This is a genomic window from Streptomyces sp. NPDC005808 (assembly GCF_042871385.1).
Lineage (GTDB): Bacteria > Actinomycetota > Actinomycetes > Streptomycetales > Streptomycetaceae > Streptomyces.
Genome location: NZ_JBIAIK010000003.1, coordinates 162,987 through 182,020, shown reverse-complemented (window position 1 = coordinate 182,020; position 19,034 = coordinate 162,987). Strand labels below are relative to the sequence as shown.

The following is a 19,034-nucleotide window of genomic DNA, read 5'->3' as shown; positions in this document are numbered from 1 at the left end:
ACGGGGCCCCCGTGACGAACGCCTTGCTGACACTCTCCGACGCCCACGTCGTCCACAAGGCCCGCACCGGCGGGCTGTTCTCCCGCGACCGGGTGTACGCCCTGACCGGCGCCGATCTCACCATCGCGCCCGGCGAGACGGTCGGCGTCGTCGGCGAGTCCGGCTGCGGCAAGTCGACACTCGCCAAGGTGCTGGTAGGGGTACAGCAGCCGACGTACGGCACGGTGACGTTCGGCGGCCGGGACCTGTGGTCGCTGAACCCCGCCGAGCGACGCAAGGCCGTCGGCGGGAGCACCGGCATGATCTTCCAGGACCCGTCGACCGCCCTGAACCGGCGCCTGACGATCCGGCGCATCCTGCGGGACCCGCTGGACGTCCACAAGCGCGGTACGCCGGCCCAGCGCGAGGAGCGGGTCAAGGAGCTGATGGAACTGGTCGGCCTGCCCCGCGTGCTGGCCGACGGGCTGCCGGGCCAGCTCTCCGGCGGCCAGCGCCAGCGCGTGGCCATCGCCCGCGCGCTGGCCCTGGACCCCGACCTCGTCGTGGCCGACGAGCCGACGAGCGCGCTGGACGTGTCCGTTCGCGCCCAGATCCTGAACCTCCTCCTGGACCTGAAGGAACGCCTGGGCCTGGCCCTCGTCTTCGTCTCGCACGACATCCAGACGGTACGCAGGATGAGCGACCGGGTGATCACGATGTACCTCGGCAGGATCGTCGAGGAGTCCCCGGCCCACGAGGTCACCGACAGCTCCCGGCACCCGTACACCCGTGCCCTCTTCTCGGCCACCCCCGGCCTCCTCGACCCCATCGACCCGATCCCCCTGGTGGGCCCCGTCCCCTCGGCCACCCGCCCGCCGTCCGGCTGCCCGTTCCGTACCCGGTGCTGGAAGGCGGACGAGGTGTGCGCGGGCGCCATGCCGGACTTCACGGCCGCGTCACGCCCCGATCACCGCTACCGGTGCCACCATCCTGTGGAGGAGGGCCAGTCCACGCGCGACCTGGTCGCGCAGGCGCTGTCCGCCTCGCCGGCCGCCGTCATGGCCGACGTCCCGCCCGAGCACCACCCCAGGGAGCCCTCATGACGATCCCCGCGCCGCTGACCGGTGTCGTTCCGCCCGTCTGCACGCCCCTGACACCGGCCCGCGAGGTGGACGTCCCCTCGCTCATCAGGCTCGTGGACCACCTGGTGGAGGGCGGGGTGCACGGCCTGTTCGTACTCGGCTCGTCGTCCGAGGCCGCGTACCTGACGGACACCCAACGACGGCTCGTCGTCTCCACGGTCGTCTCGCACGTCGGCGGACAGCTCCCTGTCCTTGCCGGGGCGATCGACATGACAACGCCGCGCGTGCTCGACCACATCGGGTACGCGACCGCGGCAGGCGCGGACGCCGTCGTCGTGACCGCCCCCTTCTACACCCGTACCCATCCCGCCGAGATCGCCCGCCACTTCCGCGTCCTCGGCGCGCGGTCGTCCCTGCCCGTCTTCGCCTACGACCTCCCGATGTCCGTCCACACCAAGCTCGGCCCGGAGTTGGTCCTCGAACTCGCCGCCGACGGCGCCCTCGCGGGTCTGAAGGACTCCAGCGGCGACCTCGCGAGCTTCCGCTCCGTCGTCATCGGCGCCCGCTCACACCCCGGCATCACCGGCTTCAGCGTCCTCACCGGCTCCGAACTCGTCGTCGACTCCGCGCTCGCGCTCGGGGCGGACGGGGTCGTGCCCGGGCTGGCGAACGTCGACCCCGCGGGATACGTACGGCTGTACCGGCTCTGCCTGGACGGCGACTGGGGGCGGGCTCGTGTCGAGCAGGAGCGGCTGTGTTCCCTGTTCGGGATGGTGGGGGTCGGCGATCCCGCCCGGATGGGGGGCAGTTCGGCCGGACTCGGCGCCTTCAAGGCGGGGCTGTATCTGCGGGGGATCATCGACTGCCCGGTCACGGCGGAGCCGCAGGTCGCCTTGTCGGAGGGGGAGATTGAGCGGGTGGGGAAGTATCTGGCGACGGCGGGGTTGCTGTAGGGGTTTTTCGCCCCCACCTCACCCCCGCAGGTCAGCGACCCGCACCCGCCGGAACTCGATCCCCTCGTACGTCCCCGTCGCCCCCGTCTCGTAGAGAATCCCCACCCGGCTGGTCCCCAGCTGCACCAGATCCGAATACGCTGCCGGCCGCTGCGACAGCGTGATCGCCTTGGTGAACGTCGAACCCCCGTCCGTGCTGCGCCAGACAGCCATCGACCGCCGAGCGGTGGGCACGGAAGGCCCGGAGAAGAGCAGCCCCGCCCCCGCTCCCCGAAGCTGAAGAACACTGCCCTGGACAACGGGAACGTCGTTCAGCATGGGCTGGACGGCATACGGACGGTCCAGGCTCTCGCCACCGTCACCGGAGTAGGAGTCGAGCCGGTTGCCGGCACTCGTGCCGTGCTGGTCGCGGGAACTGAAGTACAGCCGCCCGTCAGGGAGTTCGGCCGCGATGCTCTCGTTCGCGTTGTCGACCCCGTCGTACGAGTCGTCGACGAACCCGACCCGCCAGCTCAGCCCGCCGTCGTCGCTGTAGATGGCGTGGGCGCCGTAGTACTTGCGTTCCTGCCCGGTGTCACCGGAGCCGGCCACCGGCGCGGCGGAGTGATTGGCGGCGACCACCAGCCGCCCGGCATGCGGACCGTGCCGAAGGGCGACCGCGTGCCCGGGCCCGGTGGCGTACCACCGCCAGCCCGGCAGCTTCACCTCCGCCGTGATGTCGCGGGGAGCGGAGAAGCTGAGGCCGTCGTCACGGCTCGTCTGCACGAAGACGCGCCGGCTCTGTGCCGCCGTGACCTCGCCGCGCATGATCTGCCCCTCGGTCACGGTCCCACTGTTGTACGAGGTGACAAGGACGATCTGGCCGGTACTCGGGTCCACGACCGGCGCCGGGTTGCCCCGGGTGTCGCCGTCCCCGGAAGCGACGACGCGCAGCTCACCCCACGTACAGCCGTTGTCGTAGGACGGCCTGACGACGACGTCGATGTTGCCGGTGTCGCCCGCGCCGCTGTGCCTCCCCTCGGCGAAGGCGAGCAGCGTGCGGGCCGGGGTGGTGACCGTGGCCGGGATGCGGAAGGTGTCGTAACCGCCCTGGCCCGCTGTGTACGGCACGGAGGAGGTGCAGTCGGGCGAGGACAGCGGGATGGCGGACGCGCTGCCGAGGCCGGCGACGGCCGTGAGGAGTGCGGTGGCTGCCGCGAACGCGGCCGTGCGGCTCATGACGGTCATGACACTCCCTGGACTTCGACGGACGGCGCTCGCAGAAGGACAGACATGGGACGCGGGACGTGGAATGTGGGATGTGGGATGTCCAGCAGAACCTAATCTGCCCGCTGGGACACAGTGATACGCACGCCGACACGGCGTTTTGACGTGCCGTCAGCTCGCAGTGCGCCCGGAGCGACCAGCCCCGACTCGTACGCCACGATCACCAGCTGAGCCCGGTCGCGGGCGCGCAGCTTGCCCATGATGAGGTGATCAGGGTGATGGGCCGGGTGCCCTTAGGACGGTGTACGCGCCGCCGCCAGCAGCCGTGTCACATCGTCCGAGCGGATCATCAGAGCCGCGCCCACCGTCGCCAGTGCGTCCCGCTCGGCGGGCGTGTACGGGCCGTCGGCCAACGCGATGCGGGCCCCCTGGAGGAGGATCGCCTCCCGGCCCGTGGGGGCGAGGTGCGGGGCCAGCGGGTCCAGCGCCTCATGGAGCTCTATGGCCAGACTCGCGCCGCACGGTTCGCCCAGCACGCGCCCGGTGTCCGCGGCGAGCGCCTCGACGAGGGCGCCGAGCTGGTCCTCCGTGCAGTCGTCGAAGCCGGCCGAGCGGACGGCCGAGGCAGCGGTCTCCAGGGACGTACGGGCACAGTTGGCGTCCGCGGCGAGCACGGCGAGGGCGACCGTGTGGACGGCGTCGCGGAGCATCGCGGAGAAGCGGGTGGTGGTGGGGTGGTCCAGGACGTCGGCGCCGTAGTGGTGGCGGCAGGCGGCGCATTCGATGACGGGCCCGGTCTCGCCGCGCGGGAGGAGGGGAACGCCGAGGCAGGTGATGCGGCGCCGGCCGGTGAGCCGCTGGTAGTTGCGGTCGCCTCCGCAGCCCGGGCAGAAGAACTCGCCGTCGCCGACGGTGGTCCACGCGGTACGGGTGCCCAGGATCCGGGAAACCGGAACTGCACGGCCGTTTCGTCCCCATCCTGGCAGCACGTCGCACACCTCCGTAATGCCGCGGCAACATCGCCGCGCTGGCGTGATGTTAGCCACATTGTTGATGTCGAGTCAGCCCCCAGGACGAGACCCACCCGTGACCTGCACATGGAATGGCCGGTAAACGACACGGCCCCGCCCGCCTCGAAAGGCGGACGGGGCCGGGAAACGCCAGGTGAACGAGGTCAGCGGCCCGCGCGGTTGACGGCGGAGACCACGGCCTTCAGCGAGGCACGTGTCGTATTCGAGTCGATCCCGATTCCCCACAGAACCTTGTCGCCGATAGCGCATTCGATGTACGAGGCGGCCTGCGCGGAGGCGCCCTCGCTCATCGTGTGCTCCTGGTAGTCCAGCAGGCGGGCGTCGACGCCGATGCCCTGCAGCGCGTGGAAGAACGCGGAGATCGGACCGTTGCCGCTGCCGACCAGGACGGTCTCGACGCCGTCCACCTCGGCCTCGACGGTGAGCGTGTCGATGCCGTCGCGGTCGGTCGTGCTCTGGCCGTTGCGGACCTGGATGCGGCCCCACGGGTTCCCGGCGTCCGGCAGGTACTCGTCCTGGAAGATCGCCCAGATGTCCTTCGGGGTGACCTCGCCGCCCTCGGTGTCCGTCTTCGCCTGGATGATCTTCGAGAACTCGATCTGCATCCGGCGCGGCAGGTCCAGCTTGTGGTCGTTCTTCAGGACGTACGCGATACCGCCCTTGCCCGACTGCGAGTTGACCCGGATGACCGCTTCGTAGGAGCGCCCGACGTCCTTCGGGTCGATCGGCAGGTAGGGGACCGCCCACTCGATGTCGTCGACGGTGACGCCCTTGGCGGCCGCGTCGGCCTCCATGGCGTCGAAGCCCTTCTTGATGGCGTCCTGGTGCGAGCCGGAGAAGGAGGTGTAGACGAGGTCGCCGACGTACGGGTGACGGGGGTGAACCTCCATCTGGTTGCAGTACTCGGCGGTGCGGCGGACCTCGTCGATGTTCGAGAAGTCGATCTGCGGGTCGACGCCCTGCGAGAACAGGTTCATGCCCAGGGTGACCAGATCGACGTTGCCGGTGCGCTCGCCCTGCCCGAACAGACAGCCCTCGATGCGGTCGGCGCCGGCCATCAGCGCCAGCTCGGCCGCCGCTACCGCCGTACCGCGGTCGTTGTGCGGGTGGACGGAGACGCACACGTACTCGCGGCGGGAGAGGTTCCGCGACATCCACTCGAAGCGGTCCGCGTGCGTGGAGGGGGTCGAACGCTCCACCGTGGCGGGCAGGTTGAGGATGATCTCGCGGTCCGGGCCCGGCTGCCAGACGTCCATGACGGCCTCGCAGACCTCCAGGGCGAAGTCCAGCTCGGTGTCGGTGAAGATCTCGGGGCTGTACTGGTAGCCGAACGTCGTGCGCTCGTCCAGCAGCTTCTCGGCGTACTCCACGACCAGCCGGGTGCCGTCGACGGCGATCTGCTTGATCTGGTCCTTGGAACCGCGGAAGACGACCCGGCGGAAGACGGGGGCGGTGGCGTTGTAGAGGTGGACGTTGGCGCGCTTCGCGCCGACCAGGGACTCCACGGTCCGCTCGATCAGGTCCTCGCGGGCCTGGGTCAGTACGGAGATCGTGACGTCGTCCGGGATCGCGCCCTCTTCCTCGATGATCGAGCGCACGAAGTCGAAGTCGGTCTGGCCGGAGGCCGGGAAACCGACCTCGATCTCCTTGTAGCCCATCTTCACCAGCAGGTCGAACATCTCGCGCTTGCGGGCGGGCGACATCGGGTCGATCAGGGCCTGGTTGCCGTCACGCAGGTCGGTGGAGAGCCAGCGGGGGGCGACGGTGATCCGGTTGTCCGGCCACGTACGGTCGGGGATGTCGACCTGGTCGTACGGACGGTACTTGTGGACCGGCATGGAGGTGGACTGCTGGCGGTTCTGACTGCGCTGGCTGTTCGCCATGATGCGTGGGCTCCTCGAAGGTGTCCGGAAGGACGGCCGACGGCGCAACACCAGACTCCGCGGGGAGGGGGTCGGCCTCGACTTACAGGCCCTCGCCGCGGCAGCTAAGGAGGAGCAGCCCGAAACGCATGATGCTCCGCATGCTAGCCGAGCCGAGCCGGATACGGGGGCCCGTATCAGTATGCGGGACCGCTTGCACATATCAGGTAAAAGGTGTGCCATACCACTTCAGGGTCGCCTCAGGAGACCCTTATCGTCCCATTTCACCAATCATGGTTGCCGGTAGTGACAGAGGCATGACTCGGTGCAAATGTGCCCGGCATGACCGCCAATCCGTCAGGCTTCGAGCCTGTCTTCTGCACCATCGTGCCGCCCCATGTCCTCGACAAGCTGGCCCGGGCCGAAGACCCGGCGCTCGCCGGGCCCGCCCGCCGCACCCTGGAGCGCGACGCTCTCGAACGCACCCACCGCCGGCTGACCACGGTCATCGGGGCGCCCGCCGTGGCCCCGGCCGGGGAGGCCGCCGACGACAAGCCGCACCGCACGATCCACGACGCCCGCCACCGCACGGACCTGCCCGGCAGGAAGGTCCGCAGCGAGGGTGACAAGCCCGGCAAGGACGCCACCGTCAACCGTGCGTACGCCGGCCTCGGCGCGACCTTCGAGCTGTACGTGAACGCCTACCGGCGCAACTCGATCAACGGCGAGGGTCTGCCGCTGAACGCGACCGTGCACTACGACGAGAACTACAACAACGCCTTCTGGAACGGCGAGCAGATGGTGTTCGGCGACGGTGACGGCGAGATCTTCCTCGACTTCACCATTCCGGTCGACGTCATCGGCCACGAGCTGACCCACGGCGTCACCCAGTACACCGCGAACCTCACCTACTTCGGCCAGCCCGGCGCCCTCAACGAGTCCCTGTCCGACGTCTTCGGCTCGCTCATCAAGCAGTACACACTCGGCCAGAGCGCCGCCGAGGCCGACTGGCTGATCGGCGCGGGCCTGCTCGCCCCGCGCGTCACCGGCACCGCGCTGCGCTCCATGAAGGAGCCGGGCACGGCGTACGACGACGACGTGCTCGGCAAGGACCCGCAGCCCGCCACGATGGACGACTTCGTGAACACGGGCCGCGACAACGGCGGCGTCCACATCAACTCCGGCATCCCCAACCACGCCTTCTACCTGGCCGCCACCGCCCTCGGCGGTCACGCCTGGGAGCGGGCGGGCCAGATCTGGTACGACGTGCTGACCGGCGGTGAGCTGGGCCAGCAGGCCCTGTTCAGCGACTTCGCCAGGCTCACGATCGCCGCGGCGCGCACCCGCTTCAACGACGGCGAGGAACTCCAGGCCGTCCTCAAGGCGTGGGAACAGGTCGGGGTACCCACCTCATAGCCGGGGGTACCCACCTCATTGCCCGGGGTACCCGCCTCCTAGCCTCCCGCCCCGACTCGCACTAGACAGGACCCATGCGTATTCAGGTACGGCGCACGGGCGGATTCGCGGGCATCGAGCGCCACGCCGAGGTGAACACCTCGGGACGCCCCGATGCCCACGAGTGGCACACCCTGGCCGAGCAGGCGGTGGCCGCGGGCCGGGGCACGCCGCCCATAGGCGTCCCCGACGGTTTCAGCTACCAGATCACGGTCGACGGCAGAACGGTGTACGCCGCGGACCCGAGACTGACTCAGGAGCAACGAAGCCTGATTTCTAGGGTGTTGAAGGAGGGGGCATAGGAGATCGCGGGCTCGGGTGAGATGTCAGCCACCCCACTGGGCGCCCGCGGAATCCGTAACTCGCAGTTCACACCTGCCCGGTTGACTTCCGTTACTGCGGGTAAGGATGATCGCGCGCATGGCGACGAGTCCCCTCCCGCAGTTCCCGCCCACCTTCCTCTGGGGCGTATCCACCTCGGCCCACCAGATCGAGGGGGCCACCGACGAACGCGCCCCCTCGGTATGGGACACCTTCACCGCGGAACCGGGCCACGTGAAGGACGGCTCCACCGCCGAGGTGGCCTGCGACCACTACCACCGCTACCGCGAGGACGTCACGCTCCTGCGCAACCTCGGCGTGGACGCGTACCGCTTCTCCATCTCCTGGCCCCGGGTGAACTCCCCCGGCGGCCTGGACTTCTACGACCGTCTGGTCGACGAACTCTGCGCGGCCGGCGTACGTCCGGTGCCGACCCTCTTCCACTGGGACCTGCCCGCCGACCTCGACTGGCTGGACCGCTCGACAGCGGAGCGTTTCGCCGAGTACGCGGCCGTCGTCGCCGCCCGTCTCAGCGACCGCGTCACGAAGTGGATCACTCTCAACGAACCCGCCGAACACACCCTGCTGGGCCACGCGCTGGGCGCACACGCACCCGGCAAAAAGCTGCTCTTCGACGCCCTCCCGGTGGCCCACCACCAACTTCTGGGCCACGGTCTGGCCGTACGGGCCCTGCGCGCGGCCGGAGTCACCGACATCGGGATCGCCAACTCGCACGGACCGACCTGGGCCGCGTCGGACAGCACGGAGGACGTGCAGGCCGCCGACTTCTACGACCTGCTCCTCAACCGCCTGTTCGCCGACCCGCTCCTGCTGGGCCGGTACCCGGACGGCATCGCCGACCTGCTCCCCGGCGACATCGAGTCCGACCTGAAGATCATCTCGGAGCCGCTGGACTGGTACGGCATCAACTACTACCAGCCGACCAAGGTGGGCGCCCCGGAGGGCGCGGAGATCGCGTTCGGCGGACTGACGCTGCCCGCCGAACTCCCCTTCTCCGTACGTGAACTGGCGGGCTACCCGGTCACGGACTTCGGCTGGCCGGTGGTTCCCGAGGCGCTGACCGAGCTGCTCACCGGCTTCCACGAGCGCTACGGCGACCGGCTGCCGCCCGTGGTCATCACCGAGAACGGCTGCAGTTACGAGGGCATCGACGACCAGGAGCGGATCACGTTCCTGGACGGTCATGTGCGGGCGCTGCACCGGGCGTTGGAGGCGGGCGTCGACGTTCGCGGCTACTTCGTGTGGTCGCTCCTCGACAACTTCGAGTGGGCGGAGGGGTACACGCGCCGCTTCGGCCTCGTCCATGTCGACTACCAGACGCTGAAGCGGACGCCGAAGGCGTCGTACGCGTGGCTGCGCGACGCGCTGCGGGCCCAGAAGTAACGGCACCCTGGGCCGGTTTCGGGGGGACCGCACGGGCGGTGTCGGCAGCGCGGGATCGCTGCCGTCCCCAGCCCCCCGCTCTCGGCCTGGACGGCCTCGTCCTCGAACGCCGGACGGGCTGAGCAGTTCAGCCCGTCCGGCGTTCGAGGAACGGGGTCTGGGGCGGAGCCCCAGGAACAAGGGACGGGCAGGGGCGGAGGGGGCGAGAACCCTCCCCTCAGAACCCCAGCTTTCGCAGCTGGCGAGGGTCCCGTTGCCAGTCCTTGGCGACCTTCACATGGAGGTCGAGGAAGACCGGCGTGCCGAGGAGCGCCTCGATCTGCTTGCGGGACTTGATGCCGACTTCCTTCAGCCGCTTGCCCTTGGGGCCGATGATGATGCCCTTCTGGCTGGGCCGCTCGATGTAGACGAAGGCGTGGATGTCGAGGAGCGGCTTGTCGGCGGGCCGGTCCTCGCGCGGCAGCATCTCCTCCACCACGACGGCGATGGAGTGCGGCAGCTCGTCCCGCACGCCTTCGAGCGCGGCCTCACGGATCAGCTCCGCGACCATGACCTGCTCGGGCTCGTCGGTGAGGTCACCCTCCGGATACAGCGCCGGCCCCTCCGGAAGGAGCGGCACGATCAGGTCGGCCAGCAGACCCACCTGCTCGTCCGCGACCGCCGACACCGGCACGATCTCCGCCCACTCGAACCCGAGCTCCGTACCGAGCTGGTCGATGGCGATGAGCTGTTCGGCGAGCGTCTTGCCGTCCACCAGGTCGGTCTTCGTGACGATCGCGATCTTCGGCGTCTTCTTGATGGACGCCAGTTCCTTCGCGATGAACCGGTCACCGGGGCCGAGCTTCTCGTTCGCCGGCAGGCAGAAGCCGATGACGTCGACCTCGGCCCAGGTGGTCCGCACGATGTCGTTCAACCGCTCACCGAGCAGCGTGCGCGGCTTGTGGAGCCCGGGGGTGTCCACCAGGATCAGCTGCGCGTCGGCCCGGTGCACGATGCCCCGCACCGTGTGCCGCGTCGTCTGCGGCTGGTTCGCGGTGATCGCCACCTTCTGGCCGACCAGAGCATTCGTGAGCGTGGACTTGCCCGCGTTGGGGCGGCCCACGAAGCAGGCGAAGCCGGCGCGGTGGATGGCCTCGGACGGCTCGGATGACTCGGTACGAACACTCATGGCGCCCATTGTCCCTGATCATCGGAGCCCCGCCGTACGACAGTCGCAAGCGGCGACGGTCAGGGACACCGCCGTGCGGCTCCGGAAAGCCCCACGCCCACCACGAGCACACCCGCCCGGACCTTACGGCGCACGCCCGGGACGGCCTACGATCACGAGGTCCCGGGCCACGGCGCCCCGGTCTCGCCATCTCTCCCCGCCCCACCGCCCAGAAGGTCAAGGCCAGGCATGAAGCTCATCACCGCGATCGTCAAGCCGTACCGCCTCGACGAGGTCAAGACCGCTCTCCAGGAACTCGGCGTGCACGGTCTGACCGTCACTGAGGCCAGCGGATACGGGCGCCAGCGCGGCCACACCGAGGTGTACCGCGGCGCCGAGTACCAGGTCGACCTCGTCCCCAAGATCCGTATCGAGGTCGTCGTCGACGACGCCGACTCCGAGGCGGTCCTCGACGCGGTCGTGCAGGCCGCGCGGACCGGGAAGATCGGCGACGGCAAGGTTTGGGTGGTTCCGGTGGAGACGGTGGTGCGGGTACGGACGGACGAGCGCGGCCCCGACGCGCTCTGAGGCGTCCCCCGACACCTCTGGACGCACCAAGACCGGTGCCGCTGCGCGCGGGCGGCACCGGTCTTTCGCGCACGTGGGGTTACTCGGCTACTCGGTTACTCGTAACTCCTTGGTCCTACTCGAACACGAACGGCCCCGGGGACTGCGGCCCGCCCGCCGTGCAGGAGATGGTGATCCCGAAGACCACGATCTGCAGGGAGCCTCCGTACGCCTCCAGGCTGTCACCGGAGGCGACCGTGCCGTCCAGGGGGCCCACCGTGACCCCGCCGCCCGCCGGGATGGCGGGGTTCTTCGTGCCGGTGAAGACGGTGGTGCCGCCGCTCGCCTTCACCAGGGTCAGCGTGGAGCTGGCCGAGTCCTGGGCCACGGCGAGCGGGGTGGTGATCTCGGTGGAGCTGAGGGTGACTGTCGCCGACGTGCCGGTCTGTGTGGCCGTGAGAGTGGCCGCACCGCTGCCGCCGATACTGCAGGTCGCGGCGATGGTGGCCGTCTGTGGGGTGACGGCCGCGGCGGTCGGCGCGAAGGCCAGACCGGTCGCGGCGAGGGTGCCGGCGGCTATCGCCGCGGCACTTCCGAGTCGCATGCGTGTCATCGGATTCCCTTCCCTTGTACGGGAATTGCCATGTGGGGATGGTGGGACGGTGCCGTTTTGCGCCGGGCACACGGACGCGTCACCGGTACGCCGGTGAGGGTGTGGAGTTGATGAGTGCGGGGGTCGATCCGCGAGCGGCACAACGTATCTGACGGCCCGTTGGAACTAGCGGTTCCATTGAGGCGCGAGCGGCTGGGCAGCGCAAGGGACTCCCCTGGATTTGCTCCAGGGGTCAGCAAAAGTGGCCGAAGTTACCCCGGGTAAGTCTCTTTTTCGCCCCCTGGAGGGACTGATTCTCAGCCCGCCGCAACCCTCACCCGCACAACCCCGTCAAGCCCGGCCACCAGCACCGGCGTCCCGGCCCCGCCGAGATCCCGTACGGCCGCCAGATCCTCCGCGGCCGCCGACTCCGCCTCGGTCACCACCGCCGCCGCCTCCAACGACTTCGCCCCCGACGCCACAGCCATGGCCACGGCCGTCCGCAGCGCGCTCAGCCGCAACGAGGGCAGTTCCACGCTCCCGGCGACATACGTACGCCCCGTCTCGTCCCGCACGGCCGCCCCCTCGGGCACTCCGTTGCGGGCCCGAGCCGAGCGGGCGAGGGTGACGATCTTGCGGTCCTCGGGATCGAGGGCGGAGTTCTCGGTCATGGACGGAGCTTATCGAGCCCCCGACCACCGGTCCCATGCAGCTGCCTGCCGGGGCTTGTCCGGCAGTTCCAAGAGGACCTAAGCCCTGTCGCCAAATTCCCGCCTGCCCCGCGACGACAGGCCCTAGCCCGCCACCGGGTACATCGACCCCCGCCGCCCCTCCGGTGAGGACAGCCACTCCAGCTTCGCCGCGGTGTTCTCCTCCGGCAGCGGTGTGTGCAGGACGACGGTGAGATCAGGCCGCGCGGGCACCTTCATCGCGGTGGACTCGACGGCGAGCAGCCCGACCACCGGATGGTCGAGTTCCTTGCGGATCTGCCCCGCGTCCTGGATGTCCCGCCGCTCCCACAGCGCGACGAACTCGGCACTGGCCGCCTGCAGCCGGGCCAGCAGTTCCTGGAACCCCTCGTCGTCGGGGGCGGCGGCACAGGAGGCGCGGAACTGGGCGACCACCGTGTGAGCATTCCGCTCCCAGGTGCGGGAACGCCCCCGGTAGAGCGAGTCGGTGAAGAAGTCGACGATGCAGTTCTGGGTGTTCTCGGGGCGCATGCCGAGGACCACAGCGGCGGCGTCGTTGTACATCACGCAGTTGTAGTACTGGTCCATGATGTGCGCCGGATACGGCATCCACGTGTCGATCAGCCGCCGCAGCCCGTCGCGCATGTCCCGCACCTCGGGGGCCACTTCGGGCGCGGGCGGGTTCAGCCCGGCGAGCACGTACAGATGGCGCCGCTCGGCGTTGCTCAGCCGCAACACCCGGGACACCGCGTCGAGGACCTGCGGCGAGACGGAGATGTCCCGCCCCTGCTCCAGCCACTGGTACCAGGACGCGCCGACACCCGCGAGCACGGCCACCTCCTCGCGGCGCAGGCCGGGCGTACGGCGCCGGGCCCCGCCGTCCGGCAGACCCGCCTCGGCCGGGGTGACCCGCGCACGGCGGCTCATCAGGAACTCGCGCAACTCACTCAGCCGGTGCGTCTTGAGTGCCGCGTCTTCAGCCACGTACGAATCCCCCTACTGGCGACTGGTGGTGCGACCACCAGCATAAGTTCCCGCTCCCCACGGTTATTCCGGCCGCGGGAAGCTCTGGCCCATGCCGACCGACACCACCTCAAGTCCCGTAAAAAACCCGCAGCAGCCTGCTCGCGACACCCGCCTGTCGACCCGCGACAAGCTTGTCCTCTTCGTCCTCTGCGCGGCCCAGTTCATGGTCGCGCTCGACTTCTCCGTGCTGAACGTGGCGCTGCCCGCGCTCGGTGCGGACCTGGGCATGAGCCAGTCCGCCCTGCAGTGGGCGGTCACCGCCTTCGCGCTGCCGTCAGGCGGATTCCTGCTCCTTTTCGGCCGCATCGGCGATCTGTACGGGCGCCGCAGGCTGTTCCTGACCGGCCTCGCCCTGTTCGGATCGGCCTCGCTGCTCGCGACCGTCGCCTGGGACCCGGCGTCCTTCCTGACCGCGCGGGCGCTGCAAGGTCTTGGCGCGGCGGCGATCGTGCCGACGGGCATGTCGCTGCTGACGACGACGTTCCCGGAGGGCCCGGCGCGCGACCGCGCCCTGGGCATCTCCGGCACGCTCCTCTCGCTCGGCTTCACGGTCGGCATGGTGGCGGGCGGCGTCCTGACCGACGTACTGAGCTGGCGCTCCACGATGGGCCTGCTCACGGTCTTCGCGCTGATCGTGCTGCCGCTGGCGCCCGGCCTGCTGCCGGAGTCCCGCACGCCGGACCGGCCGCGCCTGGACATCCCGGGTGCCGTCACCGTCACCGGCGGCCTGCTGGCCCTGATCTACTCGCTCTCCACGGCGGCCGAGCGCGGCTTCGGCGGCGCCGACGTCATCACGGCCCTCGTCGCGGGCGTCGCGCTGCTCGCCGCCTTCGTCTACGTCGAGTCGCGCGCCGCGGCTCCGCTGGTCAGCCTGCCCATGCTCCGTCGCCGCACGGTGGCGTGGGGCAACCTGGGCGGCCTGGTCACGTTCTCGATGATGTCGACGGTGGTCTTCGTGCTGACCCTGTATCTACAGGAGACCCTGGGGCTCTCGGCGTTCGAGACGGGCCTGGTCTTCGGCGTGCAGGGCATCCTGTCGGTGGTCGCCGGGATGTACGCCCCGAAGGTCATCGGCCGCTACGGCGCCCGCCGTACGCTGGTGGGCTCGCTGGCGGGCCAGGGTGTCCTCACCGGCGCGCTGCTCGGCCTCGGCGCGGGCGGCTGGTCGGTCTGGCTGGCCACCGGGGCGGTCTCGCTGGCCAGCATGTGCCACCTCGGCGCGATCATCTCGTACGGCCTGACCGTCACCTCGGGCGTCCCCGACGAGGAACAGGGCCTGGCCACCGGCCTGGTGACCTCCACCCAGCAGGTAGGCCTCACCCTCGGCATCCCGCTCCTCGGCGTCCTGGCCACCACCTCCACCGACCTCCTGTCCGGCGTCCACACGGTGCTGTACCTGGACACCGCGATCGTGCTGGTGGCGGCCGTGCTGGTGGCGACGGGGCTGCGCCGGCCGCGTACCTCAGGGGCGGTCGAGGCGGAGGCGCTCGGCCTTCGGTAGACCGGCGACGACCAGGTCGTACGAGTCCTCGATGAGCTCCCGGACCAGTCGGTCCGGGAGTTCGCCGTCCACCGTCACCGTGTTCCAGTGCCGCTTGTTCATGTGCCAGCCGGGGACGATCAGCCCCGGATACTCCCCGCGCAGCCGGACCGCGTCGTCCGGATCGCACTTGAGATTGACGGTCAACGGCCGCGCCCCCAGGTTCGTCAGCGCGAACAGCTTCCCCAACACCTTGAAGACCGAGGTGTCCGGATTGAACGGGAAGTCCTCGACGCTCGCGTTGAAGGACAGACAGAAGGCGCGCAGCCGTTGCGGAGTCACTCCGGCTTCTCCTCCTCGGCGGGATCCGCCGGGTCCACCGGCTCGACCAGCACCGTGACGATCTTGTTCCGGCGGCCGGCCGCGGCCTCCGCCGTCAGCCGCAGCTCCCGCCCGTCGGGCAGCTCGACCACTGCCGACGCCCCGGCGATCGGAACGCGCCCGAGGGCTTTCGCGAGCAGCCCGCCGACCGTCTCCACGTCCTCGTCGTCGTACGCCTCGAAGCCGTACAGCTCGCCGAGGTCGCCGATGTCGAGGCGGGCGGTGACGCGGTAGCGGTCGTCGCCGAGCTCCTGGACCGGCGGCAGCTCACGGTCGTACTCGTCGGTGATCTCGCCGACGATCTCCTCAAGGATGTCCTCGATGGTGACGATGCCGGCCGTGCCGCCGTACTCGTCGATGACGACGGCGACGTGGTTGCGCTCCTGCTGCATCTCGCGCAGCAGGTCGCCCGCGTTCTTGGTGTCGGGCACGAAGGTGGCGGGCCGCATGGCCGTCGACACCAGCTCGCTCTCGGCGTCGCGGCTGATGTGCGTCTTGCGGACGAGGTCCTTCAGATACACCATCCCGACGATGTCGTCCTCGCTCTCCCCGGTGACGGGAATGCGCGAGAAACCGGAGCGCAGCGCCAGGGTGAGCGCCTGCCGGATGGTCTTGTACCGCTCGATGACGACGAGGTCCGTCCGCGGCACCATCACTTCCCGTACGAGGGTGTCGCCGAGCTCGAAGACGGAGTGCACCATGCGGCGCTCCTCGTCCTCGATGAGGGACTCCTTCTCCGCGAGGTCGACCAGCGCGCGCAGCTCGGCCTCGGAGGCGAACGGGCCGCGCCTAAAGCCCTTGCCGGGCGTGAGCGCGTTGCCGATGAGGATGAGCAGCGACGGGATCGGGCCCATGATCCGCGCAAGCGGAAGCAGCACGTACGCCGCCGCCGTCGCCGTGTTCAGCGGGTGCTGGCGGCCGATGGTGCGGGGCGAGACGCCGACCGCGACGTACGAGACGAGGACCATCACGCCGATGGCGACCGTCAGGGCCTCCCAGGTCGCGTCGAACTGCTGGAGGCACGCGTACGTGACGAGCGCGGCGGCGGCCATCTCGCAGGCGACGCGCACCAGCAGCGCGACGTTCAGATAGCGCGTCGGATCGGCGGCGATCCGGGCGAGCTTCGCGCTGCCGCGCCGCCCGGACCGTACGGCCTCCTCCGCGCGGAAGCTGGAGACGCGCGCGAGGCCCGCCTCCGCGCAGGCGGCGAGCCAGGCGACGACGACCAACAGGATGGCGCCGGCGACGAGTTGGGGACTCATGACACGGTGGGGGCCGGCGAGGGACCCGACATGCCCTTGTCCGCGCGCCAGCCGTCCACGATGGCCGCCTGGAGACCGAACATCTCGGCCTTCTCGTCGGCCTCCTCATGGTCGTACCCGAGCAGGTGCAGCACTCCGTGGACGGTCAGGAGCTGGAGCTCCTCGTCCATGGAGTGCTGCGTCTCGGCTTCCTTGCCCTGCCGCTCGGCGACCTCCGGGCAGAGCACGATGTCACCGAGCAGACCCTGCGGCGGTTCGTCGTCGTCCTTGGACGGCGGCCGCAGCTCGTCCATGGGGAACGACATGACGTCCGTCGCCCCCGGCAGGTCCATCCACTGGATGTGGAGCTGCTCCATGGCGTCGGCGTCCACGACGATCACCGAGAGCTCGGAGAGCGGGTGGATGCGCATCCGCGCGAGCGCGTAGCGGGCGATGTCGAGGATCGCCTGCTCGTCGACCTCGGTTCCGGACTCGTTGTTGACGTCGATCGACATGGCGCTGTGGTGTCTACTTCCCTCTGTGAGCGCGGCCCTTTTGCGTGCCGTTCTCGGTGCCGTGCTCGCTGTCGTACTTCTCGTACGCGTCGACGATACGGCCGACCAGCTTGTGCCGTACGACATCGCTCGACGTGAGCCGCGAGAAGTGCACCTCCGGGAGACCCTCCAGGATGTCCTGGACCTGCCGGAGCCCGGACTTCGTGCCGCTCGGCAGGTCGACCTGCGTCACGTCACCGGTGATCACGATCTTCGACTCGAACCCGAGCCGGGTAAGGAACATCTTCATCTGCTCGGGGCTCGTGTTCTGGGCCTCGTCCAGGATGATAAAAGCATCATTGAGGGTTCTTCCGCGCATATAAGCCAGCGGCGCGACCTCGATCGTCCCCGCCGCCATCAGGCGCGGGATCGAGTCGGGGTCGAGCATGTCGTGCAGCGCGTCGTACAGGGGGCGCAGGTAGGGGTCGATCTTGTCGTAGAGCGTGCCCGGGAGGAATCCGAGGCGCTCGCCCGCCTCCACCGCGGGGCGGGTGAGGATGATCCGGCTGACCTGCTTGGCCTGGAGCGCCTGGACGGCCTTGGCCATGGCGAGATACGTCTTGCCGGTACCGGCGGGGCCGATGCCGAACACGATCGTGTTCTTGTCGATGGCGTCGACGTAGCGCTTCTGGTTGAGCGTCTTGGGGCGGATGGTGCGGCCGCGCGAGGACAGGATGTTCTGCGTGAGGACATCGGCCGGGGTCTCCGGGCCGTCGCCCTCGCCGTTCTCGCTGGCTCTGAGCATCGCGATCGAGCGTTCCACGGCGTCCTCCGTCATCGGTTGCCCGGTGCGGAGCACCAGCATCATCTCGTCGAACAGGCGCTGGACGAGGGCGACTTCACCGGCGTCGCCGACCGCGTTGATCTCATTGCCCCGGACATGGATGTCGGCCGCCGGGAAGGCCTTCTCGATCACTCGCAGGAGGGCGTCGCCGGATCCCAGCACGGTGACCATGGGGTGGCTCGCGGGGACCGTGAAACGCGCTCGTGCCTGCCCCTGTGTGGGGGTCTGTGCTGTGGGTGTATGAGTCATGGGCCGGCTCTTAGGCCTGCTTTTCCTCCTCGATCGGCACGCTTGCCACGGGGGCAGCCTTGCGATTCCAAGAGTACGACTCCGCACTGACAAGTCCGTAGGAGTTTTCGCCGTGACGTGCGGCGGCGTCGTCGTCAGCGCCAGTGCGGGGCGCCCGCTCCCCCGCCGGGAGCCGCCGCCTCGATCTTGGCCCGGATCTCGCGCATGACCGTGATGATCCGGTCCTCGTGGGCGGGGTTCAGCCGGACGACGGGGACCGAGCAGCTGATGGCGTCCTGGGCGGGGACGTCGTACCGCAGCGCGAAGCCGAAGCCGACGATGCCGAGGACGCCCTCCTCCCGGTCGATCGAGTAGCCACGGGCGCGGGTACCGGCGAGGTCCGCCGCCAGGGCGTCACGGTGGATGTGGGTGTGCGGGGTGGCGGGGGCGTAGGGGCCCTCGGGCAGGTCTTCGTCGGGGCGTTCGGCCAGCAGGGCCTTGCCCAGGGCGCCCACATGGGCGGGGAGCCGGCGGCCGACCCGGCTGATGGTGCGCAGGTACTCGTGCGATTCGCGGGTGGCGAGGTAGGCGACGTCCGTGCCGTCGAGGCGTCCCATGTGGATCGTCTCGCCGAGTGCCTGCGAGGCCTCGTCGAGGTAGGGGCGTACGGCGCGCACGCGCGGGTCCGAGTCCAGGTAGCTGGTGCCCGTCAGCAGGGCGTGGATCCCGATTCCGTACAGCGAGCCGGTGACGTCGGTGCGCACCCAGCCCCGGCCGATCAGGGTCTGGAGCAGCGCGTACATCGAGCTGCGGGGCACCCCGAGTGCGTCCGCGAGCTCCTGAAGACGCGCCGGGCGGTCGCCGCGCTGGGCCAGTAGTTCCAGCAACCCGACCGTGCGCGCGGCGGACTTCACCTCGCGTACTCCGCGCTCGTCAGTGGGTTCGGGCATGTGCAGATCGTAAGCGTGTGGGCCGGAACCATTGACGGCACTGGTTCGCGTACCTAATCTCCATCTTCATACGTAGACAACATCTACATACGGAGATGGTGG

General features: G+C 69.7%; 19 protein-coding genes. 7 read left to right on the top strand and 12 right to left on the bottom strand.

Features of this window, described 5'->3' with window-relative positions:
- Positions 1-11 precede the first annotated feature (11 nt).
- Positions 12-1,082, top strand: a complete 1,071-nt coding sequence (locus ACFYPC_RS07795) for an oligopeptide/dipeptide ABC transporter ATP-binding protein (RefSeq protein WP_388672455.1) — start codon at positions 12-14, stop codon at positions 1,080-1,082.
- Positions 1,079-2,014 carry a dihydrodipicolinate synthase family protein gene (locus ACFYPC_RS07790; protein WP_388672453.1) on the top strand — a complete coding sequence of 312 codons (936 nt, stop codon included), beginning with the start codon at positions 1,079-1,081 and terminating at the stop codon, positions 2,012-2,014. Before ACFYPC_RS07795 ends, ACFYPC_RS07790 begins: the two co-directional genes overlap by 4 nt.
- Before the next feature lie 18 nt (positions 2,015-2,032).
- On the opposite strand, the gene ACFYPC_RS07785 is transcribed toward ACFYPC_RS07790, so the two are convergent.
- The 3 genes from ACFYPC_RS07785 to leuA all read right to left on the bottom strand — a co-directional run bounded on the left by ACFYPC_RS07785 (position 2,033) and on the right by leuA (position 6,134).
- Positions 2,033-3,241, bottom strand: a complete 1,209-nt coding sequence (locus ACFYPC_RS07785; RefSeq protein WP_388672451.1) for an exo-alpha-sialidase — start codon at positions 3,239-3,241, stop codon at positions 2,033-2,035.
- A gap of 272 nt (positions 3,242-3,513) precedes the next feature.
- Positions 3,514-4,209, bottom strand: coding sequence for a TerB family tellurite resistance protein (locus tag ACFYPC_RS07780; protein ID WP_388672449.1), 696 nt, complete (start codon positions 4,207-4,209; stop codon positions 3,514-3,516).
- 185 nt (positions 4,210-4,394) lie between these two features.
- Entirely contained in the window at positions 4,395-6,134 is a 1,740-nt protein-coding gene (gene leuA / locus ACFYPC_RS07775) for a 2-isopropylmalate synthase (RefSeq protein ID WP_388672447.1), read from the bottom strand.
- Between the two features lie 321 nt (positions 6,135-6,455).
- Here leuA and ACFYPC_RS07770 point away from each other — a divergent pair, with 321 nt between their 5' ends.
- From ACFYPC_RS07770 to ACFYPC_RS07760, 3 genes are all read left to right on the top strand, one after another.
- Positions 6,456-7,529, top strand: coding sequence for a M4 family metallopeptidase (locus tag ACFYPC_RS07770; RefSeq protein ID WP_388672445.1), 1,074 nt, complete (start codon positions 6,456-6,458; stop codon positions 7,527-7,529).
- 74 nt (positions 7,530-7,603) lie between these two features.
- Entirely contained in the window at positions 7,604-7,870 is a 267-nt protein-coding gene (locus tag ACFYPC_RS07765; RefSeq protein ID WP_388672443.1) for a protealysin inhibitor emfourin, read from the top strand.
- Positions 7,871-7,976: 106 nt separating this feature from the next.
- Complete coding sequence (locus ACFYPC_RS07760; RefSeq protein ID WP_388672440.1) at positions 7,977-9,293, top strand: GH1 family beta-glucosidase; 1,317 nt, start codon at positions 7,977-7,979, stop codon at positions 9,291-9,293.
- A 217-nt stretch (positions 9,294-9,510) separates the two neighbouring features.
- On the opposite strand, the gene era is transcribed toward ACFYPC_RS07760, so the two are convergent.
- Positions 9,511-10,470 carry a GTPase Era gene (gene era, locus ACFYPC_RS07755; RefSeq protein ID WP_388672437.1) on the bottom strand — a complete coding sequence of 320 codons (960 nt, stop codon included), beginning with the start codon at positions 10,468-10,470 and terminating at the stop codon, positions 9,511-9,513.
- A gap of 219 nt (positions 10,471-10,689) precedes the next feature.
- Between era and ACFYPC_RS07750 the strand changes: the two genes are divergently transcribed.
- Positions 10,690-11,028 carry a P-II family nitrogen regulator gene (locus ACFYPC_RS07750; RefSeq protein WP_388672435.1) on the top strand — a complete coding sequence of 113 codons (339 nt, stop codon included), beginning with the start codon at positions 10,690-10,692 and terminating at the stop codon, positions 11,026-11,028.
- A gap of 115 nt (positions 11,029-11,143) precedes the next feature.
- Here ACFYPC_RS07750 and ACFYPC_RS07745 read toward each other — a convergent pair whose 3' ends face one another.
- The 3 genes from ACFYPC_RS07745 to ACFYPC_RS07735 all read right to left on the bottom strand — a co-directional run bounded on the left by ACFYPC_RS07745 (position 11,144) and on the right by ACFYPC_RS07735 (position 13,215).
- Positions 11,144-11,620 (bottom strand): hypothetical protein, encoded by a 477-nt coding sequence (locus ACFYPC_RS07745; protein ID WP_388672432.1) that lies wholly within the window; start codon positions 11,618-11,620, stop codon positions 11,144-11,146.
- 296 nt (positions 11,621-11,916) lie between these two features.
- Positions 11,917-12,270 carry a cytidine deaminase gene (locus ACFYPC_RS07740; RefSeq protein WP_388672429.1) on the bottom strand — a complete coding sequence of 118 codons (354 nt, stop codon included), beginning with the start codon at positions 12,268-12,270 and terminating at the stop codon, positions 11,917-11,919.
- Positions 12,271-12,393: 123 nt separating this feature from the next.
- Positions 12,394-13,215: a helix-turn-helix transcriptional regulator gene (locus tag ACFYPC_RS07735; protein ID WP_388673382.1), complete on the bottom strand. Its 822-nt coding sequence runs from the start codon at positions 13,213-13,215 to the stop codon at positions 12,394-12,396.
- Between the two features lie 148 nt (positions 13,216-13,363).
- Between ACFYPC_RS07735 and ACFYPC_RS07730 the strand changes: the two genes are divergently transcribed.
- A complete protein-coding gene (locus ACFYPC_RS07730) occupies positions 13,364-14,815 on the top strand; it encodes an MFS transporter (RefSeq protein ID WP_388672426.1) in 1,452 nt (483 codons plus the stop codon).
- On the opposite strand, the gene ACFYPC_RS07725 is transcribed toward ACFYPC_RS07730, so the two are convergent.
- The 5 genes from ACFYPC_RS07725 to ACFYPC_RS07705 all read right to left on the bottom strand — a co-directional run bounded on the left by ACFYPC_RS07725 (position 14,777) and on the right by ACFYPC_RS07705 (position 18,932).
- Positions 14,777-15,136 carry an MmcQ/YjbR family DNA-binding protein gene (locus tag ACFYPC_RS07725; RefSeq protein WP_388672423.1) on the bottom strand — a complete coding sequence of 120 codons (360 nt, stop codon included), beginning with the start codon at positions 15,134-15,136 and terminating at the stop codon, positions 14,777-14,779. The genes ACFYPC_RS07730 and ACFYPC_RS07725 overlap by 39 nt on opposite strands.
- The gene (locus ACFYPC_RS07720; RefSeq protein ID WP_388672420.1) at positions 15,133-16,437 is read right to left on the bottom strand and encodes a hemolysin family protein; all 1,305 of its coding nucleotides are present in this window, start codon (positions 16,435-16,437) and stop codon (positions 15,133-15,135) included. The genes ACFYPC_RS07725 and ACFYPC_RS07720 overlap by 4 nt, the downstream gene beginning before the upstream one ends.
- Positions 16,434-16,931, bottom strand: coding sequence for an rRNA maturation RNase YbeY (gene ybeY, locus ACFYPC_RS07715; protein WP_388672417.1), 498 nt, complete (start codon positions 16,929-16,931; stop codon positions 16,434-16,436). Before ybeY ends, ACFYPC_RS07720 begins: the two co-directional genes overlap by 4 nt.
- A gap of 13 nt (positions 16,932-16,944) precedes the next feature.
- Entirely contained in the window at positions 16,945-18,003 is a 1,059-nt protein-coding gene (locus ACFYPC_RS07710; protein ID WP_388672414.1) for a PhoH family protein, read from the bottom strand.
- 134 nt (positions 18,004-18,137) lie between these two features.
- Positions 18,138-18,932: an IclR family transcriptional regulator gene (locus tag ACFYPC_RS07705; RefSeq protein ID WP_388672411.1), complete on the bottom strand. Its 795-nt coding sequence runs from the start codon at positions 18,930-18,932 to the stop codon at positions 18,138-18,140.
- Between the last annotated feature and the right edge of the window lie 102 nt (positions 18,933-19,034).